Genomic DNA, 21,432 nt, shown 5'->3' on the forward strand with positions numbered 1-21,432 from the left:
GGCGGAGCGCGGGAGGTACTCCCCTAAGGGCCATCAGTAAGACGAGGTCTACGCGGCCGTCGTCTACCGAAGTTCGGGATACGCGGCGGTCGCGCGGATTTCGACGAGGAGTCCGGGGCTGGCGAGGCCGCTGACCCCGATGATCGTCCAGGTCGGGTAGGGCGCCTTGACCAGGCGCTGCTTGGTCTCGACGAAGCCGGGCAGGTGCTGGCGGATGTCGACGTGGTAGCTGGTGACGTCGACGAGGGCGGAGGGGTCGAGGTTCTCCAGCCGCAGGATCTCCTCGATCTTCGCGAGGGCGATCTCGGTCTGCTCTTCGATGGTGTCCGGGATGGTTCCGTCGGCGCGGCGACCGATCGTTCCGGCGATGAACAAGAGGCCGTGCGCGCGGACCGCGGCGGAGTAGCCGAAGCTGTCGAAGGCGCTGGTGGTGCTCCCGAAGACCGGGTTTCCCTCGGGGACGTCGACGGTGTGGACGGTCATGGTGGCGCTTCCTTTTCCTTGTTGACGGGTGGTGACGGGTGGTGACGGGTCGTGGAGTGCGGGGAGTCAGTTGCCCCAGCGGGACGAAAGGAAGGCGTGTTCCATCCGGGTCCGGCCGTAGGTCTCGCGTTCGCGGAGGAACTCGCCGGGGATCGTGTACCGGGGTGCGTTCTTCGGGTTCTCCGCGGCCTGCGCGACGATCGCGTCGGTGAGTGAGCGGATCATCTCCAGCCGCGGATAGGCCGCGTGCACGGTGTCGGCCTGCTCGTCGGTGACGGCGTCGAGGTGGTCGGCGCCCATGGGGCCGCCGAAGTCGAGGGCGACGCCTTCGCGGACGAGTACGCACAGCGTGCCGCGGCGCTCCGCGATGCCCGGGGAGGTGTGCAGGGCGATGGCTTGCCAGACCTGGTCGGCGTCGGCTGCGGATACCCCGTGGTCGATCAGGAACGCGGCGGCCCGGTCGGCGCCTTCGACCTCGAACCGCTGGCTGTGCGGGCCGTCCGAGGCCAGGCCGACGTCGTGCATCGCGCACGCGGCGAACAACAGGTCGTCGTCGTAGTCGTGGCCGGCGGTGAGGCCGAGGCGGCCGGCAACCAGCCGGGCGAACAGGTAGCTGCGGATGCTGTGGTTGAAGACGGACGGCGTCTCCACCGGTCGGATGAGGTTGATGACGGCGTCGGCAAGCGGTGTGCCGGGCAGCGTGATCGGGTTGGTGGTCGCTTCGTGAGGAGGTCCGGTCATGCCTTCAGCCTGGCCGCGACCGCCCTGGCCCGGCGAGCGGCAATCTTTCCTTACTTCGTTAGAATCTTGCCATGGCAGTGCATCGAGTCGCGGTCCTGGCGCTGGACGGGGTCACCCCGCTCGACCTGGCGATCCCGACGCAGATCTTCACCACCCGGCCGGAAACCCCCTACGAGATGACCCTGTGCGCGCTGGAGGCGAAGGTGGCCACCACCGCGGGCTTCGCGCTGGTCGCCGACGCGGGCCTGGAACACCTGCGCGCCGCCGACACCGTGGTCGTGCCGGGATTCGAGCCGCTCCTTCCGTTGCCGGACGCCGTGCTCGATGCACTGGCCGAAGCCGGCGAACGAGGCAAGCGCGTGGTGTCGATCTGCACGGGCGCGTTCGCGCTGGCCGCGGCGGGCGTGCTGGACGGGCTGCACGCCACGACCCACTGGAAGCACCTCGACGCGTTCGCGCGGGACTTCCCGGCCGTCACGGTCGACCGCGACGTGCTCTACGTCGACGAGGGCGACGTGCTCACCTCGGCCGGGGTGTGCTGCGGCATCGACCTGTGCCTGCACATCGTCCGTCGCGACCTGGGCGCGGAGGTGGCCAACCAGATCGCCCGCGGTCTGGTCGCCGCCCCCCACCGAGACGGTGGGCAGGCCCAGTTCGTGCCGGCCCCCGTCGCGGTGGCCGGTCAGGCGTCGCTCTCCGAAACCCGTGGATGGGCCCTGCACCGGCTCGGCGAGCCGCTCACGCTGCGCGTGCTGGCCCGGCACGCCGGCCTCTCGCAGCGCACCTTCATGCGCCGGTTCAGCGAGGAGACGGGCACGACCCCGTTGCAGTGGCTGCTCAACGCCCGGCTCGGCAGGGCGCGGGAACTGCTGGAAACCACGGACCGCTCGGTCGAACAGGTGGCGCGGGACTGCGGGTTGGGCACGGCGGCCAACCTGCGGCTGCACTTCCGGCGCGCGCTGGACACCACCCCCACCGCCTACCGCCGCACCTTCGCACGCGCGACGGCGCCGGCAGCCCCGCGCTCGGACTGAGAACGGCCACGGGGGCGCCTGGCGCGGCAGGCGCCCCGACCGCGGCTACCCCGCCCGCCCCAACACCAGCCCCGACGTGGGCACTCCGGTGCCGGCCGTGACCAGGACATGGGCGGGGTCGGGGGCCTGATTGGGGCTGGTGCCCCGGAGTTGGCGGACCGCCTCGGCGATCCCGTTCATGCCGTGCAGATACGCCTCGCCGAGCTGGCCGCCGTGGGTGTTCAACGGGAGGCCGTCGGCGGCCACGAAGTCCGCGGCCTCGCCCCGTCCGCAGAAGCCGAACTCCTCCAGCTGCATGAGGACGAAGGGGGTGAAGTGGTCATAGAGGATGGCGACGTCGATGTCGGTGGGGGTCAGACCGGAGGTGCGCCAGAGCTGGTCGGCGACGACCTGCATCTCGGGCAGGCCGGTGAGGTCGTCGCGGTAGAAGCTGGTCATCTGCTCCTGGCCGCGGCCGGCGCCCTGGGCCGCGGCGGTGATCACCGCGGGCGGGTGCGGCAGTTCGCGGGCGCGCTCGACGGAGGTCACCACCAACGCCTGGGCGCCGTCGGTCTCCTGGCAGCAGTCCAACAGCCGCAGCGGCTCGACGATCCAACGGGAGGCGGCGTGGTCGGCGAGGGTGATCGGCTTGCCGTGGAAGTACGCGGCCGGGTTGGTGGCGGCGTGCCGGCGGTCGGTGACCGCGACCTGGCCGAAGGCGTTCGGGGTCAGGCCGTAGGCGTGCAGATAGCGCTGGGCGGCCATGGCGACCCAGGAGGCGGGGGTGAGCAGGCCGAAGGGGAGGTTCCAGCCCAACGCGGCGCCCTCGGCGGACGGTTCGCGCCGCTGGACGCCGGCGCCGAAGCGGCGGCCGGAGCGCTCGTTGAAGGCGCGGTAGCAGACCACCACGTCGGCCAGGCCGGTGGCGACCGCGAGGGCGGCCTGCTGGACGGTGGCGCAGGCCGCGCCGCCCCCGTAGTGGACGCGGGAGAAGAAGGTCAGCTCGCCGATGCCGGCCGCCTGGGCGACGGTGATCTCGGGGTTGGTGTCCATGGTGAAGGTGACCAGCCCATCGACGTCGGCCGGGGTCAGCCCGGCGTCGGCCAGCGCGGCCTGCACGGCCTCGACGGCGAGGGTGAGTTCGCTGCGCCCGGAGTCCTTGGAGAACTCGGTGGCGCCGATGCCGACGACGGCGGCCCGGCCGCCGAGGGTGTCGGGGCGGTGGCGGGTCATCGGCCCTCCGCCTCCCTGGGGACGCTGACGGCGACCGTGCCGGTGACGTGGTGGCCCAGGCCGTTGGTCCCGACGATCCGCACCTCGCTGGTGTCGCCGTCGACCGCGGTGACGGTACCGCGCAACACCAGGGTGTCCCCGGGGTAGTTGGGGGCGCCGAGCCGGATGGCGACCTTCCGCAGCATGGACCGCGGGCCGAAGTGGTCGGTGACGTAGCGGCCGACGAGGCCGTTGGTGGTCAGGATGTTCATGAAGATGTCCGGGGAGCCCTTCTCCCTGGCCGCCTCGGCGTCGTGGTGCACGTCCTGGTAGTCGCGGGAGGCGAGCGCCCCGGCGACGATCAGGGTGCGGGTCAGCGGCAGGGTGAGCGGCGGGAGCTCCCAGCCCACGTGGGGCGCGGGCGGCGGGCCGGCGTCCCGGGCGGAGTCGGTGGTCATCCTTGCGGCTCCTTCGTCAGCAACGCGCCCAGTTCTTCCAGGAGTTCGGCGCCCGCGCCCAGGTACGCGTCGAGCTGTCGGCCCCAGAGGAAGTGCCGGTGCACGGGGTGGTCGAGGTCGGCGCCGAGGCCGCCGTGCAGGTGCTGGCCGGTGTGCACCACCCGCTTGCCGGCCTCGGAGGCCCACCAGGCGGCGGTCAGCGCGTGCGGGGCGGCGTCCAGGCCCGCGTCCCGGCGCCAGGCCGCCTCGTAGGCGGTGACCCGGATCGCCTCGGTGTCCATGTACGCCTCGGCGGCCCGCAGTTGGACCGCTTGGTTGGCGGCGAGCGGGCGGCCGAACTGTTCGCGGGTGGTGGTGTGCGCCACCGCGCGGGCCAGCGCGCCCGCGCAGACGCCCGCCTGGAGGCCGGCGAAGGCGGTGCGGGCGGTGGCCAGGACATCCTCGTAGGCGCCGTAGGCGTCGTGGGCGGCCGGTGGCGGGGCGGTCGCGGCACCGCCCAACGGCTCGGCCGGGGCGCCCCGTAGGGTCAGCCGCCCCGCGGACCAGGGCGCGGTCGTCGCCACCGGCTCGACGCCGACGCCCGGGGCGTCGGCGCGGACCAGCCACAGCCGGCGCTCGGCATCCGGGACGAGCACCACGGTGGCCCCGCACAGCCAGGGGACGACGGGCACCGTGCCGGTCAGCCGGGCGGCGCCGGGCGGCCCTGCGGCGACGACCCGCGGCCCGCCGGACACCCCCGCGAAGGCGCCGGTCGCCACCTCGCTCCCGTCCGCCAACCCCGGGAGCAGCCGGGCCCGTTGCTCCGCGCTGCCGTGCGCCTCGACGGCCAGCAGCCCATACGCGCAGCTCGCCGCGAACGGCACCTGGGCGGTGGTCCGGCCCTGTTCCTCCAGCATCAACACCAGTCCCAGCAGCCCCGTCTCCGCCACCGCGCCCGGGAGCCCGGCCGCGCACAGCGCCTTCCACAGCTCCACGTCGACGGCGCCGCCCAGGTCGGCCAGGTGCTCCGGCGTGGACCGGTCGCCGAAGATCTCCGCCGCCAGGGCGCCCGCCGCCCGCTGCCCTTGGGTGGGCGTGAAGTCCATCTCAGCCCTCGCCGCCTTCCGCGCCGGCGGCCCCGGTGGGCGCCTCGGCCCGGAAGAGCGGCAGGACCAACTCCTCGTCCACCCGCCGGAATTCCAGCCGCACCGGCATCCCGATCCGCACCCGGTCGGGCTCCACCCCGATCACGTTGCTGACCATCCGCACCCCCTCCGCCAGCTCGATCAGCCCGACCGCGTACGGCCCCGCGGCACCGCCGCCCTCGGGCGCGGCGAACGCCGGGAACGGCGGGTGGTGCATCACCACATACGAATAGACCGTGCCCGCGCCGCCGGCCTCGACGGTGTCCCACCGCGTCGAACCGCACCCGTTGCACCCGGGCAGCCAGGGGAAGCGCAGCGTCCCGCAGCCACCGCAGCGCTGGAGGAGCAGCTTGTGGGCGGCCACCCCCGCCCAGAAGCCGGCGTTGTCCCGATTGACGACCGGCCGGGGGCGCCGGCCGCCCGAAGTCCCCTTCCCTGACTTCCCGTTGGCGACGTGTCGGCCCGCCGGCGCGTACTTGAGCACCCGGAAGCGGTGCGTCCCGGCCGGCTCCCCGTTCGCCCGGACGTCCATCCGGGTCGTGATGAAGTGGCCGGCGCCCAGCTTGGTGGTCTTGCGCGGCGACACCGACTCGATCACCGAGTCGAAGGTGACCACGTCGCCGGGGCGCAGCGGCCGCAGGTACTCCTGCTCGCAGTCGGTGGCGACGATCGCGGTGTAGCCCGCGGCGTCCAGCAGCGCGGAGAGCTCCTCGTAGGCGCCGCTCCGGCCGCTGTGGCCCAGGAGCCCGCCCATCGTCCACGCCTGGAGCATGGTCGGCGGGGCGACGCCGTCCGGCCCCCGGTAGGCGGGGTGTTCGTCGCCCATCGCCTCGCACCAGTGCCGGATCATCGCCTCGTTGACCGGGTCCTTCCCGACGCCCGGGGCCGACGCCCGGCGCCCCTCGAACGCCCCGAGCGCCGCCTCGTACCCGGCGGTGTCCCCGGCCGCCCCCTCCCGCACCGCTGCGTCCCCGCTCACCCGCGCCGCCCCTTCCGCATCCCCAGTCGCACCGTGGCCACGATCTCCCGCTGCACCTCGCTGACCCCGCCCCCGAAGGTGTTGATCTGCGCGGCGCCCGCGCGGTACGCCTCGTCGAAGAAGACGAACTGCTCGTCGGGGCCGCGCCCTTGGCCCCCGTACGCGGTCGGCCAGCCCAGGCCCAGCAGCCCGTCGGCGCCGATCCGGCGGAGCACCGCGCGCTGTGCCGCCGGATCGTCGACCGGCCCGTCGGGCAGCAGGTCCCGGAAATAGGCGCGGAGTTCGGCGCGCAGCCGCTGCTGGCGCTCAGTGGGGGCGAGGTGCACGTCGGCGGGCCTTCCTTCGGTGACGGCCGTACGAACGAGCGAGCGGGTTTCTGACTGTCCGTCAGAAACCCGCTCGCTGTCAAGGTCCGCGCGGTGAACCCCAGAGCGGCCCACATGTCCGCCGCGCGGCACCTCATCACCTCACCCGCCGGTTCCACCGCCGCGCGGGCGCGCGGCGGACCGGCTCACCAGAGCTGGTTGAAGTCGACGTTGGCGTTGTCCTGGTCGATCACGCTGAAGCCGTGACCGTTCACGCTGGCGGTGTTGTTCTGGTTCGACGCGCCGGGGCCGTTGGCCACCTGCTGGCCGGTGGTGGAGTTGCCGTGGTTGCTGCCGCGGACACCGGTGCCCGTCTGACTGGTGGCGGCGGAGCTCGACCCGTTGTTCGCGAGCCCGCCGTTGTCGGCCTGCGCCACGCCGGTGCAGAGCGCCGCCGCGAACGGCAGCGCGAGGGCGACCGCCAGGACGCGGGCGGTACGGGTGCTTGCCATGTCTCTTCCTCCTACGAATCGCAAACTTGTGACTTATGAACTGCGGGGCTCAGTAGGCGGATTCGGCCGTGCGAACCCACCCCGGACCGGGGCTTTGAGCTCTCGAAAACCCGCTCCGGACGACACGCCCCGGACGGTCCGCAGAGCGCTAACTCCATCTGTTCACCGGGCAGTTGGCCGGCCACCGCGGTGTCTGCCTCGACGTCGCGACCTCAGGATTGCCCAACCGAACCCGGCCAGATCCACCGGCGGAGACTGATTCCCCCGCAAGGGGGAGATACCGCCGTCAAACCCCGATGCCCCCACTCGCGCCCCCACGCCGCTCCCCGCGCTCCACGGCGACCCCACCACAACCCGTTCGCCCCAAGGGATGAGCGGGTCAACCGGCCCCCCGACCGACCCGGCGCACACGTGATCTTCGCCGCACGCCGCCCCTCCCACCCTTTCTTTTCTCGAACATCCGTACGAAAATGAAGTCATGGCCCTGCCCCGCCGCCATACCGCACCGCACACCGCCCGCCCGACGGCCGCCGCCCTCCCGCCCGAGGCCCCGGCCGACGCCCGCCCCACCCTGCGCCCGATCCCCGGCCCGACGCCCCACGCACCCCGGGAGCCCGCGCCCGCGCTCCCCGCCTACGGGCCACCCCTCGCCCCGGCCGACGCCCACCACGCCGCCCTCGCGCACGCCCTCGCCGCCGCCGAGCGCGGCCACCCCGTCATCCCCCTGACCCGCACCAAACTCCCCGCCCTCCGCTCCCCGCACCACGACCCCGCGGACCCCGACGCCCCCACCGACCCGCCCTGCCACGGCACTTGCGGTCGCCTCGGCCACGGCGTCCACGACGCCACCACCGACCCGCTCACGATCCGCCGGATGTTCGCCGCCGCCCCCTGGGCCACCGGCTACGGCATCGCCTGCGGCCGGCTCCCGCACCACCTCATCGGCCTCGACCTCGACACCAAGCACGGCGCCGACGGCCCCACCGCCCTCCGGCTGATCGCCCGGGCCCACGGCCTCGCGCTGCCGCCGACGGTCACCGTGCTGACCCCCTCGGGCGGCCGCCACCTGTGGTTCGCCGGCCCGCCCGCGCCACCGGTCGCCAACTCCGCCGGCCGGCTCGCCCCGGGCATCGACGTCCGCGGCGCGGGCGGCTATCTGGTCGGCCCCGGCTCGCTCACCACCCACGGCCGGTACGTCCTCGCCCCACACTCCCCGCGCCACCCGGCCCCGGTCCCGCCCGCCCTGCTGGCGCTCCTGCTGCCCCCGCTCGGCGCCCCGCCCCGCCGCCCGCACCCGACCACCGCCGCCAACGGCCGCCAGCCGCCCGCCGCCCCCCTCCTCGACTTCGTCCGCGACTCCCCCCGCGGACAGCGCAACTCCCGCCTCTTCTGGGCCGCTTGCCGCGCCCACGAGGCCGGCCTCGGCCCGGAGCTGGCCGCGCGCCTGCTCGCCGCGGCCCGCCGGACGGGCCTGCCGGAGGCCGAGGCCCGCGCCACCCTCGCCTCGGCGGCCCGCCGCTGACGCCCCGGGGGCGGGCCTAGGCCCTGTCGTCAAACTCCCGTCTGCCGTGCGGCGCCCGGCAGACGGGAGTTTGACGACAGGGCCTAGGGGGTGTCCGACCCTGGCCCGCCGGGCAGGCCCTACGCGCCCGGCTTCCGCGCCTCGATCAGGAACCGCGTGGTGTGCGCCACGAACGGCCCCTCGCGCCGGATCAGCCCGTCCAACTCCCGCAGCCGCTCCCGGTATTGCTCGACGGTGAACCCCGGCACCATCCAGACCACCTTCCGCAGGAAGTAGACGACCGCCCCGATGTCGCAGAACTCCGTCCGCAGCCTCTCCTGCCGCAGCTCGACGACCTCCAGCCCGGCCGCCTCCGCGTCCCGCCGCGCGTCCTCGGGGTGCCGGGCGCGCCGCACCTCCTCCGGCTGCGGCCCCAGGAAGAACTCCACCAACTCGAACACGCTGGCCGGCCCGACCTGTTGGGAGAGGTAGGTACCGCCCGGCCGCAGCACCCGGGCGATCTCCGCCCACCACACCGTCACCGGATGACGGCTGGTCACCAGGTCGAACGCGGCGTCCCCGAACGGCAGCGGCGGCTCGTCCTCGTCCGCCACCACCACCGCGCCCCGCGGGTGCAGCAGCGCGGTCGCCTTGGCGACGTTCGGCGGCCAGGACTCGGTGGCCGCCATGACCGGCGGGAACACCCCCGCGCCGGCCAGCACCTCGCCGCCCCCGGTCTGGATGTCCAGTGCCGCCGTCGCCCGCCCCAGCCGCTCGCCCAACAACCGCTGGTACCCCCAGGAGGGCCGCTGCTCGGTGGCCCGCCCGTCGAGCCAGGAGAAGTCCCAGCCCGCCACCGACACCTCGGCGGCCTCCGCCACCAGTTCCTCAAAAGTTCGCTCCATACCCCCAAGCCTCACCGCCCACCCCCGCCCTTGCCAGCCATTTCCTCCCCGCCTCGCACCCGCACCGCGCTCCCCCGCGCCATCGCCCCGGCCCGACCGGCCCCACCACCCGGCCGCCCCAGCAACACCCCGCCCCACACCAACACCAGCCCGCACCACTCCCGCCACCCGAGCGCCTCCCCGGACAGCGCCGTCCCCAACAGCACCCCGGTCACCGGGTTGAGCAGCCCGACCAGCCCCACCGTCGCCGCCGGCAGGCGCCGCAGCCCGGCGAACCACGCGGCGAACGCCACCGCCGTCGCCACCACCGTCACATAGCCAAACCCCAGCCACGCCCGCCCGTCGAGCGCCGGCGGCGCCCCCTCCACCACCACCGCACACGGCACCAACACCAGCCCGCCGGCCAGCAGTTGCCACGCCGTGGACGCCCACACATCCACCCCGGCACCGTCCGCCGCGCTCCACCGCTTGGCCAGCACATAGCCCAGCGACGACATCCCCATCGCCCCCACCGACGCCAGCACCCCGACCGCGTCCACCGCCACCGACGCGGTCAGCAGCATCAGGCCCACCCCGCCGGCCCCCACCACGGCCCCGACCAGATGCGCCACCCGCGGCCGCTCGCCCACCAGTCCCCACGCACACAACGCCATGACCAGCGGCGACAGCGCCATCACCACCGAGGCCAGACTCGTCGGCAGCCGCTGCGCCGCCACGTAGACCAGCGCGAAGAAGCCCCCCATGTTGAGCAGACCGAGCACCAGGGACCGCCACCACCACGCCCCGCGCGGCCACGTCCGACGCACCGCCCACAGCAGCAACCCGGCCGGCAGCGCCCGAATCGCCGCCCCGTACAGCGGGTGCCCGTCCGGCAGAAACGCGTGCGTCACGTAGTAGTTGGTCCCCCACGCCACCGGCGCGACGGCCGTCACCAGCACCCACCGCAAAATACCTTCCACGGAAGCCAAGCTAGCAACTACCTTCCCTGGAAGCTATACGCTCGCCCCATGACGCAGCCCGACACGCAGCCCGACACGCCCCCGCTCCCCGACCGCATCGCCCGCATCCAGTCCGCCTGGGCCCGCGAACGCCCCGACCTCGACGTCACCCCCCAGGGCGTCATCGGCCGCCTGCACCGCCTCGGCACCCTCCTCACCGACCGCCTCTGCCTCGTCTACCGCCGCTACGGCCTGAGCGAGGGCGAGTTCGACGTGCTGGCCGCGCTGCGCCGCGCCGGCGCACCCTACGAGCGGGCGCCCGGCGAACTGGCCGCGCACACGATGGTCACCACCGGCGCGATGACCAAGCGGATCGACCGGCTCGAACGCGGCGGCCTGGTCACCCGCCGCCGCTCCACCACCGACGGCCGCGGCCGCGTGATCGCCCTCACCGTGGCCGGCCGCGAGCTGTTCGACCGCGCCTTCACCGACCACATGCACAACGAACGCGCCCTCCTCGACACCCTCACCCCCGACGAGGCCGCCCAGCTGGAGACCCTCCTCACCACCTGGCTGGCCCGCATCGAGCCCCCGCAGGACACCCCCGTAGCACCCCCACCGACCGGCCCCACCAGGCCAACCGGGTGAAACCTCCACAGCCGCCGCGCCACTCCGCCAGAATCGAACGAGTGAGCGGTATCCTTGCGCTGTGGCTGACAAGCAGAAGACCTACGACTTCCCCCAGGACCTGCGGGAAGCACAGCTGGAGCTGCACCAGGTCCAGTCCGCCCTCGCGGACCTCTACCGACGCCTGGCATGGTCCGTCGAACCGCTCCCCGGCTGGACCCACACCAAGGAGAACGGTCACTTCTTCGAGACCGAGCGCGCCGACTCCCCCGGCTGGACCGACGAGGAGCAGGCCCGCGTCGCCGAGCTGCGCGCCCGCCAACTCGCCCTCGCCGAGCGCGTCGTCACCCACGACTTCTGGTCCGGCTGCGACGACGCCCCCGCCGCCCGCTCGGCCCTGAAGCACCTCCACGAGCGGGAAGAACAGGCGCAGGAAGAACAGGCCCTCGGCGAATAGCCGGCTAGCCGGCCCCGGGACCGACCGCACCACGCACCGCAGCGAGGAAAGGGCCCCATGACGGACGCACGCTCCCCCGCCCCCGACAGCAGCGCGGTACGGGTCGCCCTGTGGCGGGCCCTGCACGTCCACAGCGACCCGCCGCCCCACGTCCTCGACGACGAGATCGGCCTGCGCCTGGCCGCCCCCGACGGGGACTGGCGCGCCCGCCCCGACATGGACCCACAGGCCACCGCCGGCTTCCGGGCGGCCATCGTGGCCCGCGCCCGCTTCGTCGAGGACCTGGCCCTCGAACAGGCCGCCCGCGGCCTCACCCAGTACGTCATCCTGGGCGCCGGCCTGGACACGTTCGCCCAACGCCACCCCGAAGTCGCCGGCCGGCTAGGGCGCTTCTGACGGATCTCCGTGGAGGAAGGAGCGGCGTCTGGTGCGTGCGATCGCAAGGCGCCGGGATGGCTTCATAGCGGAGCTATGGGGGCATTTCGGCAACGCCGCGAGCGTGCGTGCCAGACGCCGCGACGCCGCGGAGATCCGTCAGAAGCGCCCTAAGGGTGTTCGAGATCGACCAACCCGCCACCCAGTCCTGGAAACGCCGCCGCCTGATCGAGCTCGGCTACGGCATCCCCGACTGGCTCCGCCTCGTACCGGTCGACTTCGAGGCCAACGACTCCTGGCCGGACCGGCTTTCGGCCGCCGGCTTCGACGCCGACCGCCCCACCCTCATCGTCTCCACCGGCGTCACCCTCTACCTCTCCAAGGACACCACCGCGGCCACCCTGCGCCACATCGCCCGCCTCGCCCCGGGCTCCACGCTCGCCCTGTCCTTCCCCCTCCCCGCCGAACTCCTCGCCCCCGCCGACCGCCCCGCCCTGGACCGGGCCACCAAGGGCGCCCGAGCCAACGGCACCCCGTTCCTCAGCTTCTACACCCCGCAGGAAATGCTCACCCTCGCCCGCCGTTCCGGCCTCGCCGACGCCCGGCACATCCCCGCCACCACCCTCGCCGACCGCTACTTCTCCCACCGCCCCGACGCCCTCCGCCCCACCCCCGGCGAGGACTTCCTCCTCGCCACCACCTGACCCACCCACACACAAACAACCCCCGCCCGGTAACTCCCGGACGGGGGCCGCTCTCCCTACTTCACCTGCGGAGGCTGTGGGATTTGAACCCACGGTGGCGTTGCCGCCACGACAGTTTTCAAGACTGTTCCCTTAGGCCGCTCGGGCAAGCCTCCCCGCGGCGCCGGGGTGCGGTGCCGCGGGGATCAGACTAGCGCGTCACTTGTCGCCCGTGCGCTGTCCCAGGGTGACTTGGGTGGTGTGCTCCTTGCCACCGCGCTTGAAGGTGAGGGTGACGCGGTCGCCGGGCTTGTGCTGCCAGATCTCGCTGATGAGCGTCGGGCCACTGTCGACAATGGTGTTGTCCAGCTTGGTGATGGTGTCGCCGGGCTTCAGGCCCGCCTTGTCGGCCGGGCCGCCCGGGGTGACCGGGTCGCTGCCGTTGTTGCCGGTCTGCGCGATGGTCGCGCCGTCGCCGGACTCCCGCATGCCGACCTGGACCCCTATCTGCGGATAGACCGGCTGCCCGGTCTTGATCAGGTCCTGCGCCACCCGCTTCGCCTGGTCGATCGGGATCGCGAAGCCCAGGCCGATGCTGCCGGCCTGGCCCGACTCGCCGCCGAACCCGCCGCCGCCGTTGCCGGCCGACTGGATCGCGGAGTTGATGCCGATGACATTGCCGCCGGCGTCCAGCAGCGGGCCGCCGGAGTTGCCCGGGTTTATCGACGCGTCCGTCTGCAGGGCGGACATGTACGAGGCGCTGCTGCCGCCGCCGTCGCTGGAGGCCACCGGGCGGTCCTTGGCGCTGATGATGCCGGTGGTGACCGTGCCGGACAGGCCGAACGGGGCGCCGATGGCGATGGTGGCGTCGCCGACCTGGACGTTGGCGGACTTGCCGAGCGGGAGCGGGTTGAGCGTGGCGCCGGAGGCGTTCTTGAGCTTGATCACGGCGACGTCGTAGCCCTGGGCGTGGCCGATGACCTCGGCGTCGTACTTCTTGCCGTTGGAGAACGTCGCGGTGAGCCGGCCGCCGTCGGCGGCGCTGGCGACCACGTGGTTGTTGGTGAGGATGTGGCCCTGCTTGTCGTAGACGAAGCCGGTGCCGGTGCCGCCGTCGCCGCTGGCGCCCTGCGCCTCGATCGTGACGACGCTGGGCAGCGCCCGCTGCGCTATCCCCGAGACGGAGGTGGGCTTGCGGTTCAGTGCGCCGGCGTCGCCGGAGGCGGAGACCGTGGTCGAGGCGTTGTCGTTGCGGCCCGCGGCCCAGTAGCCGATGCCGCCGCCGACGCCGCCCGCGACCAGCGCGGCGACGAGCACCGCGGCGATCAGCCCGCCGTTGCGCCGCTGGGGGGCCGGGTGCTGGTCGGGCGCGGCCCAGGGGTTGCCACCGCCGGGCGGGGGCGCGCCCCAACCGCCGGCCGGACCGTGCCCGGCCGCGGCGTACGGGACCTGGGGGCCCGTGGGCGGGCCGGGCGGCTGCTCCGGATGGGCGGCGGCCGGGGTCGGGGGGAGCTGCTGGGTGCGGTCCTCGTCGGCCGGGCCGGCGGCCCGGGGGGCGTAGTCCGGCGGCGGGGGCGCGGCGGGGGGCGTGGCCGGCGCGGGCGGGGCGTCCTGAGTCTGGTCGCCGGAGACGGGCGCGGGGGCGCTGTCCGGCTGCGGCCCGGTCGGCGGCTTGGCCTCCGACGGGACTCCGGCTCCCTCGTTCTCGGTGCTCACAGCTCTCTCCTCAGTCAGCGTGCTTCACGGCGGTGCCGGCCCAAGGGACCGCCCCGGTATTCCAGCATCCGGGATCCCGCGGTACTCCAGCATCCGGGATCTCGCCGCTCCGGGCGAGTCCCGACCGTCCCGGTGGTCGCCCGGGGATCCGCCGGCGGCCGTCGACGAGGCCCCCCTGTCCCGGAAACCGCCCCGGACACCGCCCAGCCTTCCCCAGCTTTCCCTATGGCCCGTCAGGGCACCGTAAGCCGAACCTGTGACTTAATGCGGACGAGTCGGGCCAGAGGGGTGCATAGCCGCCGCCCGTGGCGACAGGGGCGCCGAGGGCCGGTGATCTTCTGCTGGGCGGGGGCGGGGCGACGGATGGCACGATGACGCAGTGACCTACCCGCGCCCCGCCAAGGACGCCCGTCCTTCCCGTCCCACCCTTGCCGTCGTGGCCCACCGCGGGGCGTCCGAGGACATCCCCGAGCACACCCTGGCCGCGTACCGCAGGGCGATCGAGGACGGGGCGGACGCGCTGGAGTGCGACGTCCGGCTCACCGCCGACGGCCATCTGGTCTGCGTCCACGACCGGCGGGTGAACCGCACGTCCAACGGGCGCGGGGCGGTCTCCGCGCTGGAGCTGGCCGATCTCGCCGCGCTGGACTTCGGGTCCTGGAAGGGGCTGGGGCACAAGGGCCTCGTGGAGCGGCTGGCGCGCGCCACCGGGCGGCCGGTGAACGCGAACGAGGAGCCGGACTGGCAGCAGGAGGGGGACGCCGAGCGGACCTCCGTACTGACCCTGGAGCGGCTGCTGGAGCTGGTCGCGGACGCGGACCGGCGGGTCGAGCTGGCCATCGAGACGAAGCATCCGACCCGCTGGGCCGGACAGGTGGAGCAGCGACTGGTCGAACTGCTGGCGCGCTTCGGCCATACGAAACCGGCCACCTCCGACTGGGCGCCGCCGGTGCGCGTCATGAGCTTCTCGGCGCGCTCCCTGCACCGCGTACGGGCCGCGGCCCCGGACATCCCGGGCGTCTATCTGATGCAGTTCCTCACCCCCCGCCACCGGGACGGCCGGCTGCCGCCCGGCGTTCGCATCGCCGGCCCCGGCGTACGCATCCTGCGCGCGCACCCGGACTACGTCGCCAGGGCCCACCGGGCGGGCCACCAGGTGCACGTCTGGACGGTCAACGAGGCGTCAGACGTGGAGATGTGCCGCGAATTGGGAGTGGACGCAATCATTACGAACCGCCCCAAACAGGTACGTAAGCAACTCGGCCTGGGGTAGGGCCCCTTACGGGGTGTGCCCCGGCGCACTCGGCCCGTATTCGACGGTGTCGAGTGCGTCACTGCGTGTCGGTTGGCCGGTTTCCGGTCCAGTCCATTGGGGCATCCATCCCGTGGCGTGGGGCAAAGGAGGTCTCGGGGGTGGCGTTGGTGGTGGCACAAGAGGTGCCGACGTCGTCGATCATGGCCGTACCCCATGGTCCAGCGGGTGTCGGCATGGCCAGGCGGCGCATGCGAGAAGAGCTGTTGGCAAGTGGAGTTCAGGACACAGTCGTTGATGATGCGGTCCTGGTCCTTTCGGAACTGCTGAGCAATGCGTGTCGCCATGCGCGTCCGATACACGAAGCCCATGTACCGGATTCCGCATCGGCGCGAGTGTCCGCGGACAACTGCGGCGCCGCGTCGGATGCGAGGTCGGCGAGATCGGATTCCGCTTCCGCTCCCGGCGCCTCGGTCCGCGCGGCCTGGCGGATCGACGGGCAGGGGCGGCTGGTGGTCGCGGTGACCGACGGCGGCGGGCCGACCCGTCCGGTTCCGGCCACGCCGTCGGTCACCGCCCGCGGCGGCCGGGGGCTGGCGATCATCCGCTCGCTCGCCAAGGACTGGGGCGTGCGCGACTCCGCCCCGGGGGAGGTCACGGTCTGGGCCGCCCTCTCGCTTCAGGGCGCGTTCGCTACGCGCGTGGATCTGGGGGCGGACCTCACCGCCGACCTGACCACCGACATGGCCGTCGGGCTGCCGCTCTCGCTGCGGAAAGCCCCGCGCGAGGGCGCGTCCCGCCGGTCGCGAAGCGGCCGGGGCGCGACCGGCCTGGCCTTCGCGGAGTTCGACGAACTCCCCTAGCGGGCGCCCCCGGTGGGCACCGACGAGCCGCCCCGCACGCGGCGGCCCGCCCGCGCGACGACGCGCTCCCGACGCTCCCGGCGATGTTGCCGGCGCCGCGGGCACCGCTCTCCTTTAGGCTCGCGCCACAACGCGTCCGTACGACCAGGAACCACCAGGAGCACCGTCGCCATGGCCAAGAAGCGCCGCCCCCAGCCCCGGGCCGCAGCAGTACAGATCGAGGACGGCGAGGTGCCGGTGGTCGGCGCCCGCGAGCCCTGCCCGTGCGGTTCCGGCCGCCGCTACAAGGCGTGCCACGGCCGGCAGGCCGCGCACGCCGTCACCGAGCTGGTGCGGCGCCCGTTCGAGGGGCTGCCCGGCGAGTGCGACTGGGTCGCGCTGCGCGAGCTGGTGCCCGCCGCCACCGCCCCGTTGACGCTCAAGGGCGGGCTGCCCGAGGGCGTGCCCTCGGTGACGCTGGCCACCGTGCTGCCGATGGCCTGGCCGGCGCTGCGCCGGGACAACGGCGCGGTGCTGCTCGGCCTCCAGAACGACACCTCGTCCGGCGACATCAGCCGGGACCTCGCCGACACCCTCCAGCGGGCGCTGACCACCGAGCCCGGCCACCCGGTCGCCGCCGGCCGGGCCCCCGCCGACGGGCCGCGGTTGCAGGACCTGTTGGACCTGGACGCTCCTTTTGAGCCGACCGTCCACACCGGCTTCGAGTTCTGGGTGGAGAACGCCGAGAACGCCACCGGCGAGGTCGCCGCCTCCCTGGAGCGGGCCAACGCCGCGGCCATCCCCACCGCCCGCATCCCGGGCCTGGAGGGCGCGTACTGGTGCGAGGCCCCGGAGAAGAACCACCTGCGTTGGGTCACCGAGCACCCCGAGGAGCAACTGCTCGACGCGCTCGCCCGGCTGCACGCCGCCGGCACCTCCGCGCTCGGCGAAGGCACCCGGCTGGTCGGCTCGTTCCGGGCGCACGGCCTGGTCGTCCCGGTGTGGGACCTGCCGTCCTCGATGAGCGCCGACGACGTCGCCGGTCCGGCCGCCGCCTTCCAGGAGCGGCTGGCCAAGGCGCTCGCCACGGACGCGCCGCTGACCGCCGAGGAGCGCCGGGCCCGCGGCGGGCTCACCAACCGTCAGGTCACGCTGAGCTGACCGGCCCGACGGCACGCACGTGGGCGTGAAACCGGTCACAGCACTGCGGCAACTCCCCCGTGCCCACCGGTAAATCCGCGTCCGGAATTCCACGATCGAATTTGCGAACCGCCGATCTCTTGTTACGGTTCTAAGAGCCCGGTCGCTGGTGCATCCCCCGTCGCCAGCGACCGGGCGCTTCCATGTCCGGCCGCGCCCCGCACGGTCACGGACCACTCGCCCGCTCAGGCCGGGCCCTCAACGCCCTGAATTCCCGCCGCCCGGCGTCCAGTTGGCGCCCGAGCGCAGCCGCAGCCGCTCCCCCGCCGCGTCGGAGAACTCCGCCACCGCCCCGTAGGGTCCCCGCGTCCCGCGCGCCGTCGGGCCGCCCGGGGTCTCGCAGATGCCCGGCGCCCCGCCCGCCGGAACCGCGCAATCCGCCTGGACGTTCCGGCCGTCCGGGCGCAGCAGCGTCAACGCGGCCCGCAGCGGCTCACCCGTGGAATTACGGAACGCGGTGCGCGCCCAGGTGCGGCCACCCCCGGTGAGGAGGCAGGTCCGGGCCGTGAGCCCGTGCTGGTCGGGGAGTTCGGGCCCGCAGTGGGCGGTGCGGGCGCTCGCGAGGAGGGCGCCGACGAGGTCGGCGAGCGGCTCGGCGGGGGCGCCGACGGCCGTGCGGGCGGTCGACGGGCGAGCCCGGTCCGCCGGGCCGGCCGTCGCGGCGGCCAGGGGGGGCGGTGAGGGCGAGCACGGCGAGGCCGGCGAGCCCGGTCAGGCGGAGAATCCGCGCACGCTGCATGGGACCCACTTGCGAGAGGTACGACGGGGCGGGGATGCGGGGGCAGTGCCGTCCGCGACCGGCGGACGGTGCGCCGAACCTACCGGCCCACCGGCGTGGCACCGAATGCCCAACCCCGGGAATCCCACGGCCCCCAACGACCGCTCACACCCTTACGGGTGAACCGGAGAGGCGCGTTTTCCGGCCACCTCCCCGGCGCGGCCGCCGTCGCACCGAAGGGGCCTTCAGTACGCGAGTCGGCTGCCGCCGTCGGGGGTGGCGGTGCTCGCCGTGACCAGCGCGTCGACGATCGTGGCGACCTTCGGCAACTGGGGCGCGACCCGAGAGGCCGCCGGCGGGCGCTCCCAACGGACCTTGCCGGCACCGGTCGGGGACGGCGGCAGCACCAGATAGCCGCCCTCGCCGTGGAACCGCAGCGAGCTGGGCACCCACTCCTGGGAGCTCAGCAGCTCACCCAACTCCGGTAGCCCGTAAGGCGATACGAGCAGCGACCAACGGGTCGGGGTGGCCACCACGGGGCCGGTGCGGACGCCGAAGTGGTCCAGCGCGGCCAGCGCGCGGGCCCCGGCGACCGCGGGCAGGCTCACCGCGCACGGGGCCCGGCCGCCGGTCGCCAGGATGATCGGCGCGTCCGGGCGGTTGGTCCACCACCACCGCACCATCTTCGCGTCGGTGGTGGCCGCCAACAGCCCCGGGTCGAAGGGGTGCGCGCCCGGCACCACGCAGTCGGGGTCGGGGCAGTTGCAGCGGCGGGGCGCCCGCTCGCCGAGGCCGAGCCGCCCGCCCGCCTGCTGCCGGCCGGCGGGCCGCAGTCCGACACCCGGGAGGACGGGCCACTGCCACTCGGTGGCGCAGTGGAGCGCCGCACCGAGCAGCGCCGACCTCCCGCCGCGCCGGAACAGGGGCTTGCGTCGCCTTCCGAGGATCTCGCGCATGAGCGCTCGTTCCTTTCCGTTACGCCGAGGGCTGGTCCTTCGCACTGCACGTCGGTGAGCTGACACCGTTGGTGCATGCCGTTCGCAATTACCGTTGTGGTGCTCCGGGCCAATACGAGCTGGTGCTTTGGGCCCGGTCGTGCGGTTCGGCCGGCCGGCCGGGTTGTGCGACCCGAGGGTCGTTGGCGCTCGATCACCACACGTGGCGCTCTGGTCACCGCGTGTACGAGGCAGCGCATCACGCCGTACACCGGGCGTGGAACGTGGCGAAGGGTGGCGCGCGCATGGCGCTTGCGCTTCCGGTGTGCCATCCCGCCACTTGTGGAGTGCGTCGCGGTGTCGCCGTATAGGACGCCGGTGCCCGCCGGAGAGTTCCGGTGCGGCCCCAACTGCCCCCGCACCTATCCGAGTACGTACCCGCCACGGTGGATATGACGCGCTGCTGATCGCCGCCAGCAGACCGCAAATTGACGCTCGGGGGGCTGTTTTCAGGCCAATCTACAGACCTCGTTGACACCACAAACCCCATAGGGACAGTGCTGGACATCACATCGCCGGTGCGTGTACATGTGGAGGCATTGATAGCGGAGCAGCATGACATGGGGGTTTGCGATGCTATTGAGGAAATTGAGCGGGCGACAGTACCGCACAACATCACTCAAACAAACGCCGCACTCCCTGCCACATCGCGGCCTGACCTGGGGATTTTCCGGGCGCGACGTGGGTCGCCGGCCATGAGCGCCCCACACGTTCCGAAAGTGGCTGGAATCGAACCAGCTCTCCCCTCTCCCGCGCACACTACCGATCCTCATGTGACGCCTGCCTCCGCCGGCGGCTCCACTGACGGCCCGTCCGACACCGACGCTCCCCAGGACGGCGCCCACTCCGGCGCATCTCACGCCCCCGCCGCACCCTCCCCCGTGGAGCGGATCGCCGCCATCCAGGACCGGTTGGCCGGCTGGATCTCCGACCTCAGCACCCTCCACGACCTCACCGAACGACTCGCCCGCACCCGGACGTTGGAGGACGCGCTGCGCGAACTCCTGCGGGCCGGCGCCTTCCTCGTCGGCGCCCGCCGCGGACTGGTCGTCCTGGACCCGCAGGACGGGCTCGGCCCGCGCACCACCGTGGGCCTGGGCCTCGGCCACGCCGAGATCGGCCACATCGAGACCGTGCCGCGCCGCGCCCTGTCGTTCGCGCGGATAGTGGACGGCCTGCCCGAGCCCGGCGCGGCCGACGACGCCGACCCCGAGGCCCAGACCGAGATCGCCGAACCGGACATCCCCGGGGAGCAGGACCTCGACCCCCGGCTCCGCGAGGTCGCCGCCCGCCTCGGCTACGCCGCCAGCTACGCCGTACCGCTGACCGCCGACCCCAACGGCCGGATCGGCGCCGCGGTCTGGCTCTACGACGAGCCCGCCGAGCCCGGCGACCGCCGGCGCCATCTCGTCGGCCTCTACCGGGCGCACGCCTCCGAGCACCTCGCCCGGCTCCTCGAACTCCACCGCAGCCGGCAGACCGCCCGCACCCTGCAGGCGGAGTTGCTGCCCAGCAGGCTGCCGCGGATCCCCGGCGTCCGGCTCGCCGTGCGGCACTCCACCGGGCCGCGCGGCGGCGGTGATTGGTACGACGCGCTGGCGCTGCCGGACGGCGCGCTGGGGCTGGCGGTGGGCTCGGTCACCGGGGCCGGGCCGAGCGCGGTGGCGGCCATGGGGCGGCTGCGGGCCTCGCTGCGGGCGTACGCCGTGATGGAGGGCGAGGACCCGGTCGCGGTCCTCTCCGACCTGGAGCTGCTGATGCGGCTGACCGAGCCGGCCCGCAGCGCCACCGCGCTGTTCGCCTTCACCGAGCCGCCACCGGGGGCTGCGGGCGGGCCCGGTGCGCCGGTACTGCCGGCGGGGCTCGACGGCCCGGCGCCGCGCAAGATGGTGCTGGCCGGGGCCGGTCACTGCCCACCGCTGGTCCTCGGCGACCTGCGGGCGGAGTTCGTGGAGACCTCGCTCTCCGCGCCGCTCGGCATGCTGGCCTGCTGGGAGGCGCCCAGCGTGGAGATCGAACCGGCCGCCGGCGAGACCGTGCTGCTCTACAGCGACGGGCTGCTGCACCGCACCGGCGAGCCGATGGACCGGGCCTTCGCCCGTCTGCACTCCGCGGCCGCCGGCGTCCCCCGGGCCAGCCGGCACGACCCGGAGGCGGTGGTCGACCACATCGTCAAGGCCGTGCTGCCGCAGGGGCTCAACGACCCCTCCTCGGAGGAGGACGTGGTTCTGCTCGCGGCGTATTTCGCCGAGTAGAGCGGAGAAAACGCAGGTCACAGGGGTGGGCGCGGCGGCGCCCACCCCTTGTGCGCGCGGCGTCGGACAGCTCATGGCTTCCGGCCCCTGGACCGTTTTCCGCTCACACTTACGATGGAATCCGGTTCAGTCTTAAACGCC

Annotated in this window: 21 protein-coding genes, 1 tRNA gene and 2 pseudogenes; 10 read left to right on the top strand and 14 right to left on the bottom strand. The window is 73.8% G+C overall.

All coding sequences use genetic code 11. From position 1 onward, the window contains the following. Positions 1-63 precede the first annotated feature (63 nt). Both ACFVFQ_RS14575 and ACFVFQ_RS14580 read right to left on the bottom strand, forming a co-directional pair. Positions 64-483, bottom strand: a complete 420-nt coding sequence (locus tag ACFVFQ_RS14575; RefSeq protein ID WP_383414475.1) for a RidA family protein — start codon at positions 481-483, stop codon at positions 64-66. Between the two features lie 66 nt (positions 484-549). Beyond that, positions 550-1,224 (bottom strand): HD domain-containing protein, encoded by a 675-nt coding sequence (locus ACFVFQ_RS14580; protein WP_383414478.1) that lies wholly within the window; start codon positions 1,222-1,224, stop codon positions 550-552. A gap of 71 nt (positions 1,225-1,295) precedes the next feature. Between ACFVFQ_RS14580 and ACFVFQ_RS14585 the strand changes: the two genes are divergently transcribed. After that, on the top strand, positions 1,296-2,258 hold the full coding sequence (locus ACFVFQ_RS14585) for a GlxA family transcriptional regulator (RefSeq protein WP_383414481.1): 963 nt from the start codon (positions 1,296-1,298) through the stop codon (positions 2,256-2,258). A 45-nt stretch (positions 2,259-2,303) separates the two neighbouring features. Here ACFVFQ_RS14585 and ACFVFQ_RS14590 read toward each other — a convergent pair whose 3' ends face one another. The 6 genes and pseudogenes from ACFVFQ_RS14590 to ACFVFQ_RS14615 all read right to left on the bottom strand — a co-directional run bounded on the left by ACFVFQ_RS14590 (position 2,304) and on the right by ACFVFQ_RS14615 (position 6,827). Next, the gene (locus tag ACFVFQ_RS14590) at positions 2,304-3,470 is read right to left on the bottom strand and encodes a lipid-transfer protein (RefSeq protein WP_383414484.1); all 1,167 of its coding nucleotides are present in this window, start codon (positions 3,468-3,470) and stop codon (positions 2,304-2,306) included. Next, positions 3,467-3,907 (bottom strand): MaoC family dehydratase, encoded by a 441-nt coding sequence (locus tag ACFVFQ_RS14595; protein WP_383414487.1) that lies wholly within the window; start codon positions 3,905-3,907, stop codon positions 3,467-3,469. Before ACFVFQ_RS14595 ends, ACFVFQ_RS14590 begins: the two co-directional genes overlap by 4 nt. Then, entirely contained in the window at positions 3,904-4,992 is a 1,089-nt protein-coding gene (locus ACFVFQ_RS14600; RefSeq protein WP_383414490.1) for an acyl-CoA dehydrogenase family protein, read from the bottom strand. The genes ACFVFQ_RS14595 and ACFVFQ_RS14600 overlap by 4 nt, the downstream gene beginning before the upstream one ends. 1 nt (position 4,993) lies before the next feature. After that, positions 4,994-6,010 (bottom strand): bifunctional MaoC family dehydratase N-terminal/OB-fold nucleic acid binding domain-containing protein, encoded by a 1,017-nt coding sequence (locus ACFVFQ_RS14605; protein ID WP_383414493.1) that lies wholly within the window; start codon positions 6,008-6,010, stop codon positions 4,994-4,996. A gap of 71 nt (positions 6,011-6,081) precedes the next feature. Further along, positions 6,082-6,336, bottom strand: a pseudogene (locus ACFVFQ_RS14610) (acyl-CoA dehydrogenase family protein); the annotation flags it as partial. Positions 6,337-6,521: 185 nt separating this feature from the next. After that, entirely contained in the window at positions 6,522-6,827 is a 306-nt protein-coding gene (locus ACFVFQ_RS14615; protein ID WP_383414496.1) for a hypothetical protein, read from the bottom strand. A gap of 478 nt (positions 6,828-7,305) precedes the next feature. On the opposite strand from ACFVFQ_RS14615, the gene ACFVFQ_RS14620 reads away from it, so the two are divergent. Further along, a complete protein-coding gene (locus ACFVFQ_RS14620; protein WP_383414498.1) occupies positions 7,306-8,349 on the top strand; it encodes a bifunctional DNA primase/polymerase in 1,044 nt (347 codons plus the stop codon). A 119-nt stretch (positions 8,350-8,468) separates the two neighbouring features. Here ACFVFQ_RS14620 and ACFVFQ_RS14625 read toward each other — a convergent pair whose 3' ends face one another. Continuing rightward, a complete protein-coding gene (locus ACFVFQ_RS14625) occupies positions 8,469-9,233 on the bottom strand; it encodes a methyltransferase domain-containing protein (RefSeq protein ID WP_383414501.1) in 765 nt (254 codons plus the stop codon). 11 nt (positions 9,234-9,244) lie between these two features. Beyond that, the gene (locus tag ACFVFQ_RS14630) at positions 9,245-10,192 is read right to left on the bottom strand and encodes a DMT family transporter (protein ID WP_383415012.1); all 948 of its coding nucleotides are present in this window, start codon (positions 10,190-10,192) and stop codon (positions 9,245-9,247) included. Positions 10,193-10,240: 48 nt separating this feature from the next. On the opposite strand from ACFVFQ_RS14630, the gene ACFVFQ_RS14635 reads away from it, so the two are divergent. The 4 genes and pseudogenes from ACFVFQ_RS14635 to ACFVFQ_RS14650 all read left to right on the top strand — a co-directional run bounded on the left by ACFVFQ_RS14635 (position 10,241) and on the right by ACFVFQ_RS14650 (position 12,334). After that, positions 10,241-10,819, top strand: a complete 579-nt coding sequence (locus tag ACFVFQ_RS14635; RefSeq protein WP_383414505.1) for a MarR family winged helix-turn-helix transcriptional regulator — start codon at positions 10,241-10,243, stop codon at positions 10,817-10,819. A gap of 61 nt (positions 10,820-10,880) precedes the next feature. Further along, positions 10,881-11,255, top strand: coding sequence for a hypothetical protein (locus tag ACFVFQ_RS14640; RefSeq protein ID WP_383414508.1), 375 nt, complete (start codon positions 10,881-10,883; stop codon positions 11,253-11,255). Positions 11,256-11,312: 57 nt separating this feature from the next. Beyond that, positions 11,313-11,636 (top strand): annotated as a pseudogene (locus ACFVFQ_RS14645) (class I SAM-dependent methyltransferase); the annotation flags it as partial. Between the two features lie 122 nt (positions 11,637-11,758). Then, positions 11,759-12,334, top strand: coding sequence for a class I SAM-dependent methyltransferase (locus ACFVFQ_RS14650; RefSeq protein WP_383414511.1), 576 nt, complete (start codon positions 11,759-11,761; stop codon positions 12,332-12,334). A gap of 68 nt (positions 12,335-12,402) precedes the next feature. Here the strand turns inward: ACFVFQ_RS14650 and ACFVFQ_RS14655 are convergent. Continuing rightward, a tRNA-Ser gene (locus tag ACFVFQ_RS14655) sits at positions 12,403-12,489 on the bottom strand. 43 nt (positions 12,490-12,532) lie between these two features. After that, complete coding sequence (locus tag ACFVFQ_RS14660) at positions 12,533-14,029, bottom strand: S1C family serine protease (protein ID WP_383414514.1); 1,497 nt, start codon at positions 14,027-14,029, stop codon at positions 12,533-12,535. Positions 14,030-14,408: 379 nt separating this feature from the next. On the opposite strand from ACFVFQ_RS14660, the gene ACFVFQ_RS14665 reads away from it, so the two are divergent. Beyond that, the gene (locus ACFVFQ_RS14665; protein ID WP_383414517.1) at positions 14,409-15,302 is read left to right on the top strand and encodes a glycerophosphodiester phosphodiesterase family protein; all 894 of its coding nucleotides are present in this window, start codon (positions 14,409-14,411) and stop codon (positions 15,300-15,302) included. Positions 15,303-15,360: 58 nt separating this feature from the next. Here ACFVFQ_RS14665 and ACFVFQ_RS14670 read toward each other — a convergent pair whose 3' ends face one another. Beyond that, positions 15,361-15,486 carry a hypothetical protein gene (locus ACFVFQ_RS14670; RefSeq protein WP_274919408.1) on the bottom strand — a complete coding sequence of 42 codons (126 nt, stop codon included), beginning with the start codon at positions 15,484-15,486 and terminating at the stop codon, positions 15,361-15,363. Here ACFVFQ_RS14670 and ACFVFQ_RS14675 point away from each other — a divergent pair. Both ACFVFQ_RS14675 and ACFVFQ_RS14680 read left to right on the top strand, forming a co-directional pair. Then, the gene (locus ACFVFQ_RS14675) at positions 15,443-16,144 is read left to right on the top strand and encodes an ATP-binding protein (RefSeq protein ID WP_383414520.1); all 702 of its coding nucleotides are present in this window, start codon (positions 15,443-15,445) and stop codon (positions 16,142-16,144) included. The genes ACFVFQ_RS14670 and ACFVFQ_RS14675 overlap by 44 nt on opposite strands. 171 nt (positions 16,145-16,315) lie before the next feature. Then, a complete protein-coding gene (locus ACFVFQ_RS14680; RefSeq protein WP_383414523.1) occupies positions 16,316-17,284 on the top strand; it encodes a DUF5926 family protein in 969 nt (322 codons plus the stop codon). Between the two features lie 1,002 nt (positions 17,285-18,286). Here the strand turns inward: ACFVFQ_RS14680 and ACFVFQ_RS14685 are convergent. Further along, complete coding sequence (locus tag ACFVFQ_RS14685; RefSeq protein WP_383414526.1) at positions 18,287-18,997, bottom strand: bifunctional DNA primase/polymerase; 711 nt, start codon at positions 18,995-18,997, stop codon at positions 18,287-18,289. Between the two features lie 734 nt (positions 18,998-19,731). Between ACFVFQ_RS14685 and ACFVFQ_RS14690 the strand changes: the two genes are divergently transcribed. Then, positions 19,732-21,291 (top strand): PP2C family protein-serine/threonine phosphatase, encoded by a 1,560-nt coding sequence (locus tag ACFVFQ_RS14690; RefSeq protein WP_383414528.1) that lies wholly within the window; start codon positions 19,732-19,734, stop codon positions 21,289-21,291. Positions 21,292-21,432 lie beyond the last annotated feature (141 nt).

Source organism: Streptomyces sp. NPDC057743 (assembly GCF_042798755.1).
Classification (GTDB): domain Bacteria; phylum Actinomycetota; class Actinomycetes; order Streptomycetales; family Streptomycetaceae; genus Streptomyces.

Bases quoted from the DNA above. Each gene is read 5' to 3' on its own strand.
- ACFVFQ_RS14575 (WP_383414475.1), bottom strand. From the start codon at position 483: ATGACCGTCCACACCGTCGACGTCCCCGAGGGAAACCCGGTCTTCGGG.
- ACFVFQ_RS14580 (WP_383414478.1), bottom strand. From the start codon at position 1,224: ATGACCGGACCTCCTCACGAAGCGACCACCAACCCGATCACGCTGCCC.
- ACFVFQ_RS14585 (WP_383414481.1), top strand. From the start codon at position 1,296: ATGGCAGTGCATCGAGTCGCGGTCCTGGCGCTGGACGGGGTCACCCCG.
- ACFVFQ_RS14590 (WP_383414484.1), bottom strand. From the start codon at position 3,470: ATGACCCGCCACCGCCCCGACACCCTCGGCGGCCGGGCCGCCGTCGTC.
- ACFVFQ_RS14595 (WP_383414487.1), bottom strand. From the start codon at position 3,907: ATGACCACCGACTCCGCCCGGGACGCCGGCCCGCCGCCCGCGCCCCAC.
- ACFVFQ_RS14600 (WP_383414490.1), bottom strand. From the start codon at position 4,992: ATGGACTTCACGCCCACCCAAGGGCAGCGGGCGGCGGGCGCCCTGGCG.
- ACFVFQ_RS14615 (WP_383414496.1), bottom strand. From the start codon at position 6,827: ATGGCAAGCACCCGTACCGCCCGCGTCCTGGCGGTCGCCCTCGCGCTG.
- ACFVFQ_RS14620 (WP_383414498.1), top strand. From the start codon at position 7,306: ATGGCCCTGCCCCGCCGCCATACCGCACCGCACACCGCCCGCCCGACG.
- ACFVFQ_RS14625 (WP_383414501.1), bottom strand. From the start codon at position 9,233: ATGGAGCGAACTTTTGAGGAACTGGTGGCGGAGGCCGCCGAGGTGTCG.
- ACFVFQ_RS14635 (WP_383414505.1), top strand. From the start codon at position 10,241: ATGACGCAGCCCGACACGCAGCCCGACACGCCCCCGCTCCCCGACCGC.
- ACFVFQ_RS14670 (WP_274919408.1), bottom strand. From the start codon at position 15,486: ATGATCGACGACGTCGGCACCTCTTGTGCCACCACCAACGCCACCCCC.
- ACFVFQ_RS14680 (WP_383414523.1), top strand. From the start codon at position 16,316: ATGGCCAAGAAGCGCCGCCCCCAGCCCCGGGCCGCAGCAGTACAGATC.
- ACFVFQ_RS14685 (WP_383414526.1), bottom strand. From the start codon at position 18,997: ATGCGCGAGATCCTCGGAAGGCGACGCAAGCCCCTGTTCCGGCGCGGC.
- ACFVFQ_RS14690 (WP_383414528.1), top strand. From the start codon at position 19,732: ATGAGCGCCCCACACGTTCCGAAAGTGGCTGGAATCGAACCAGCTCTC.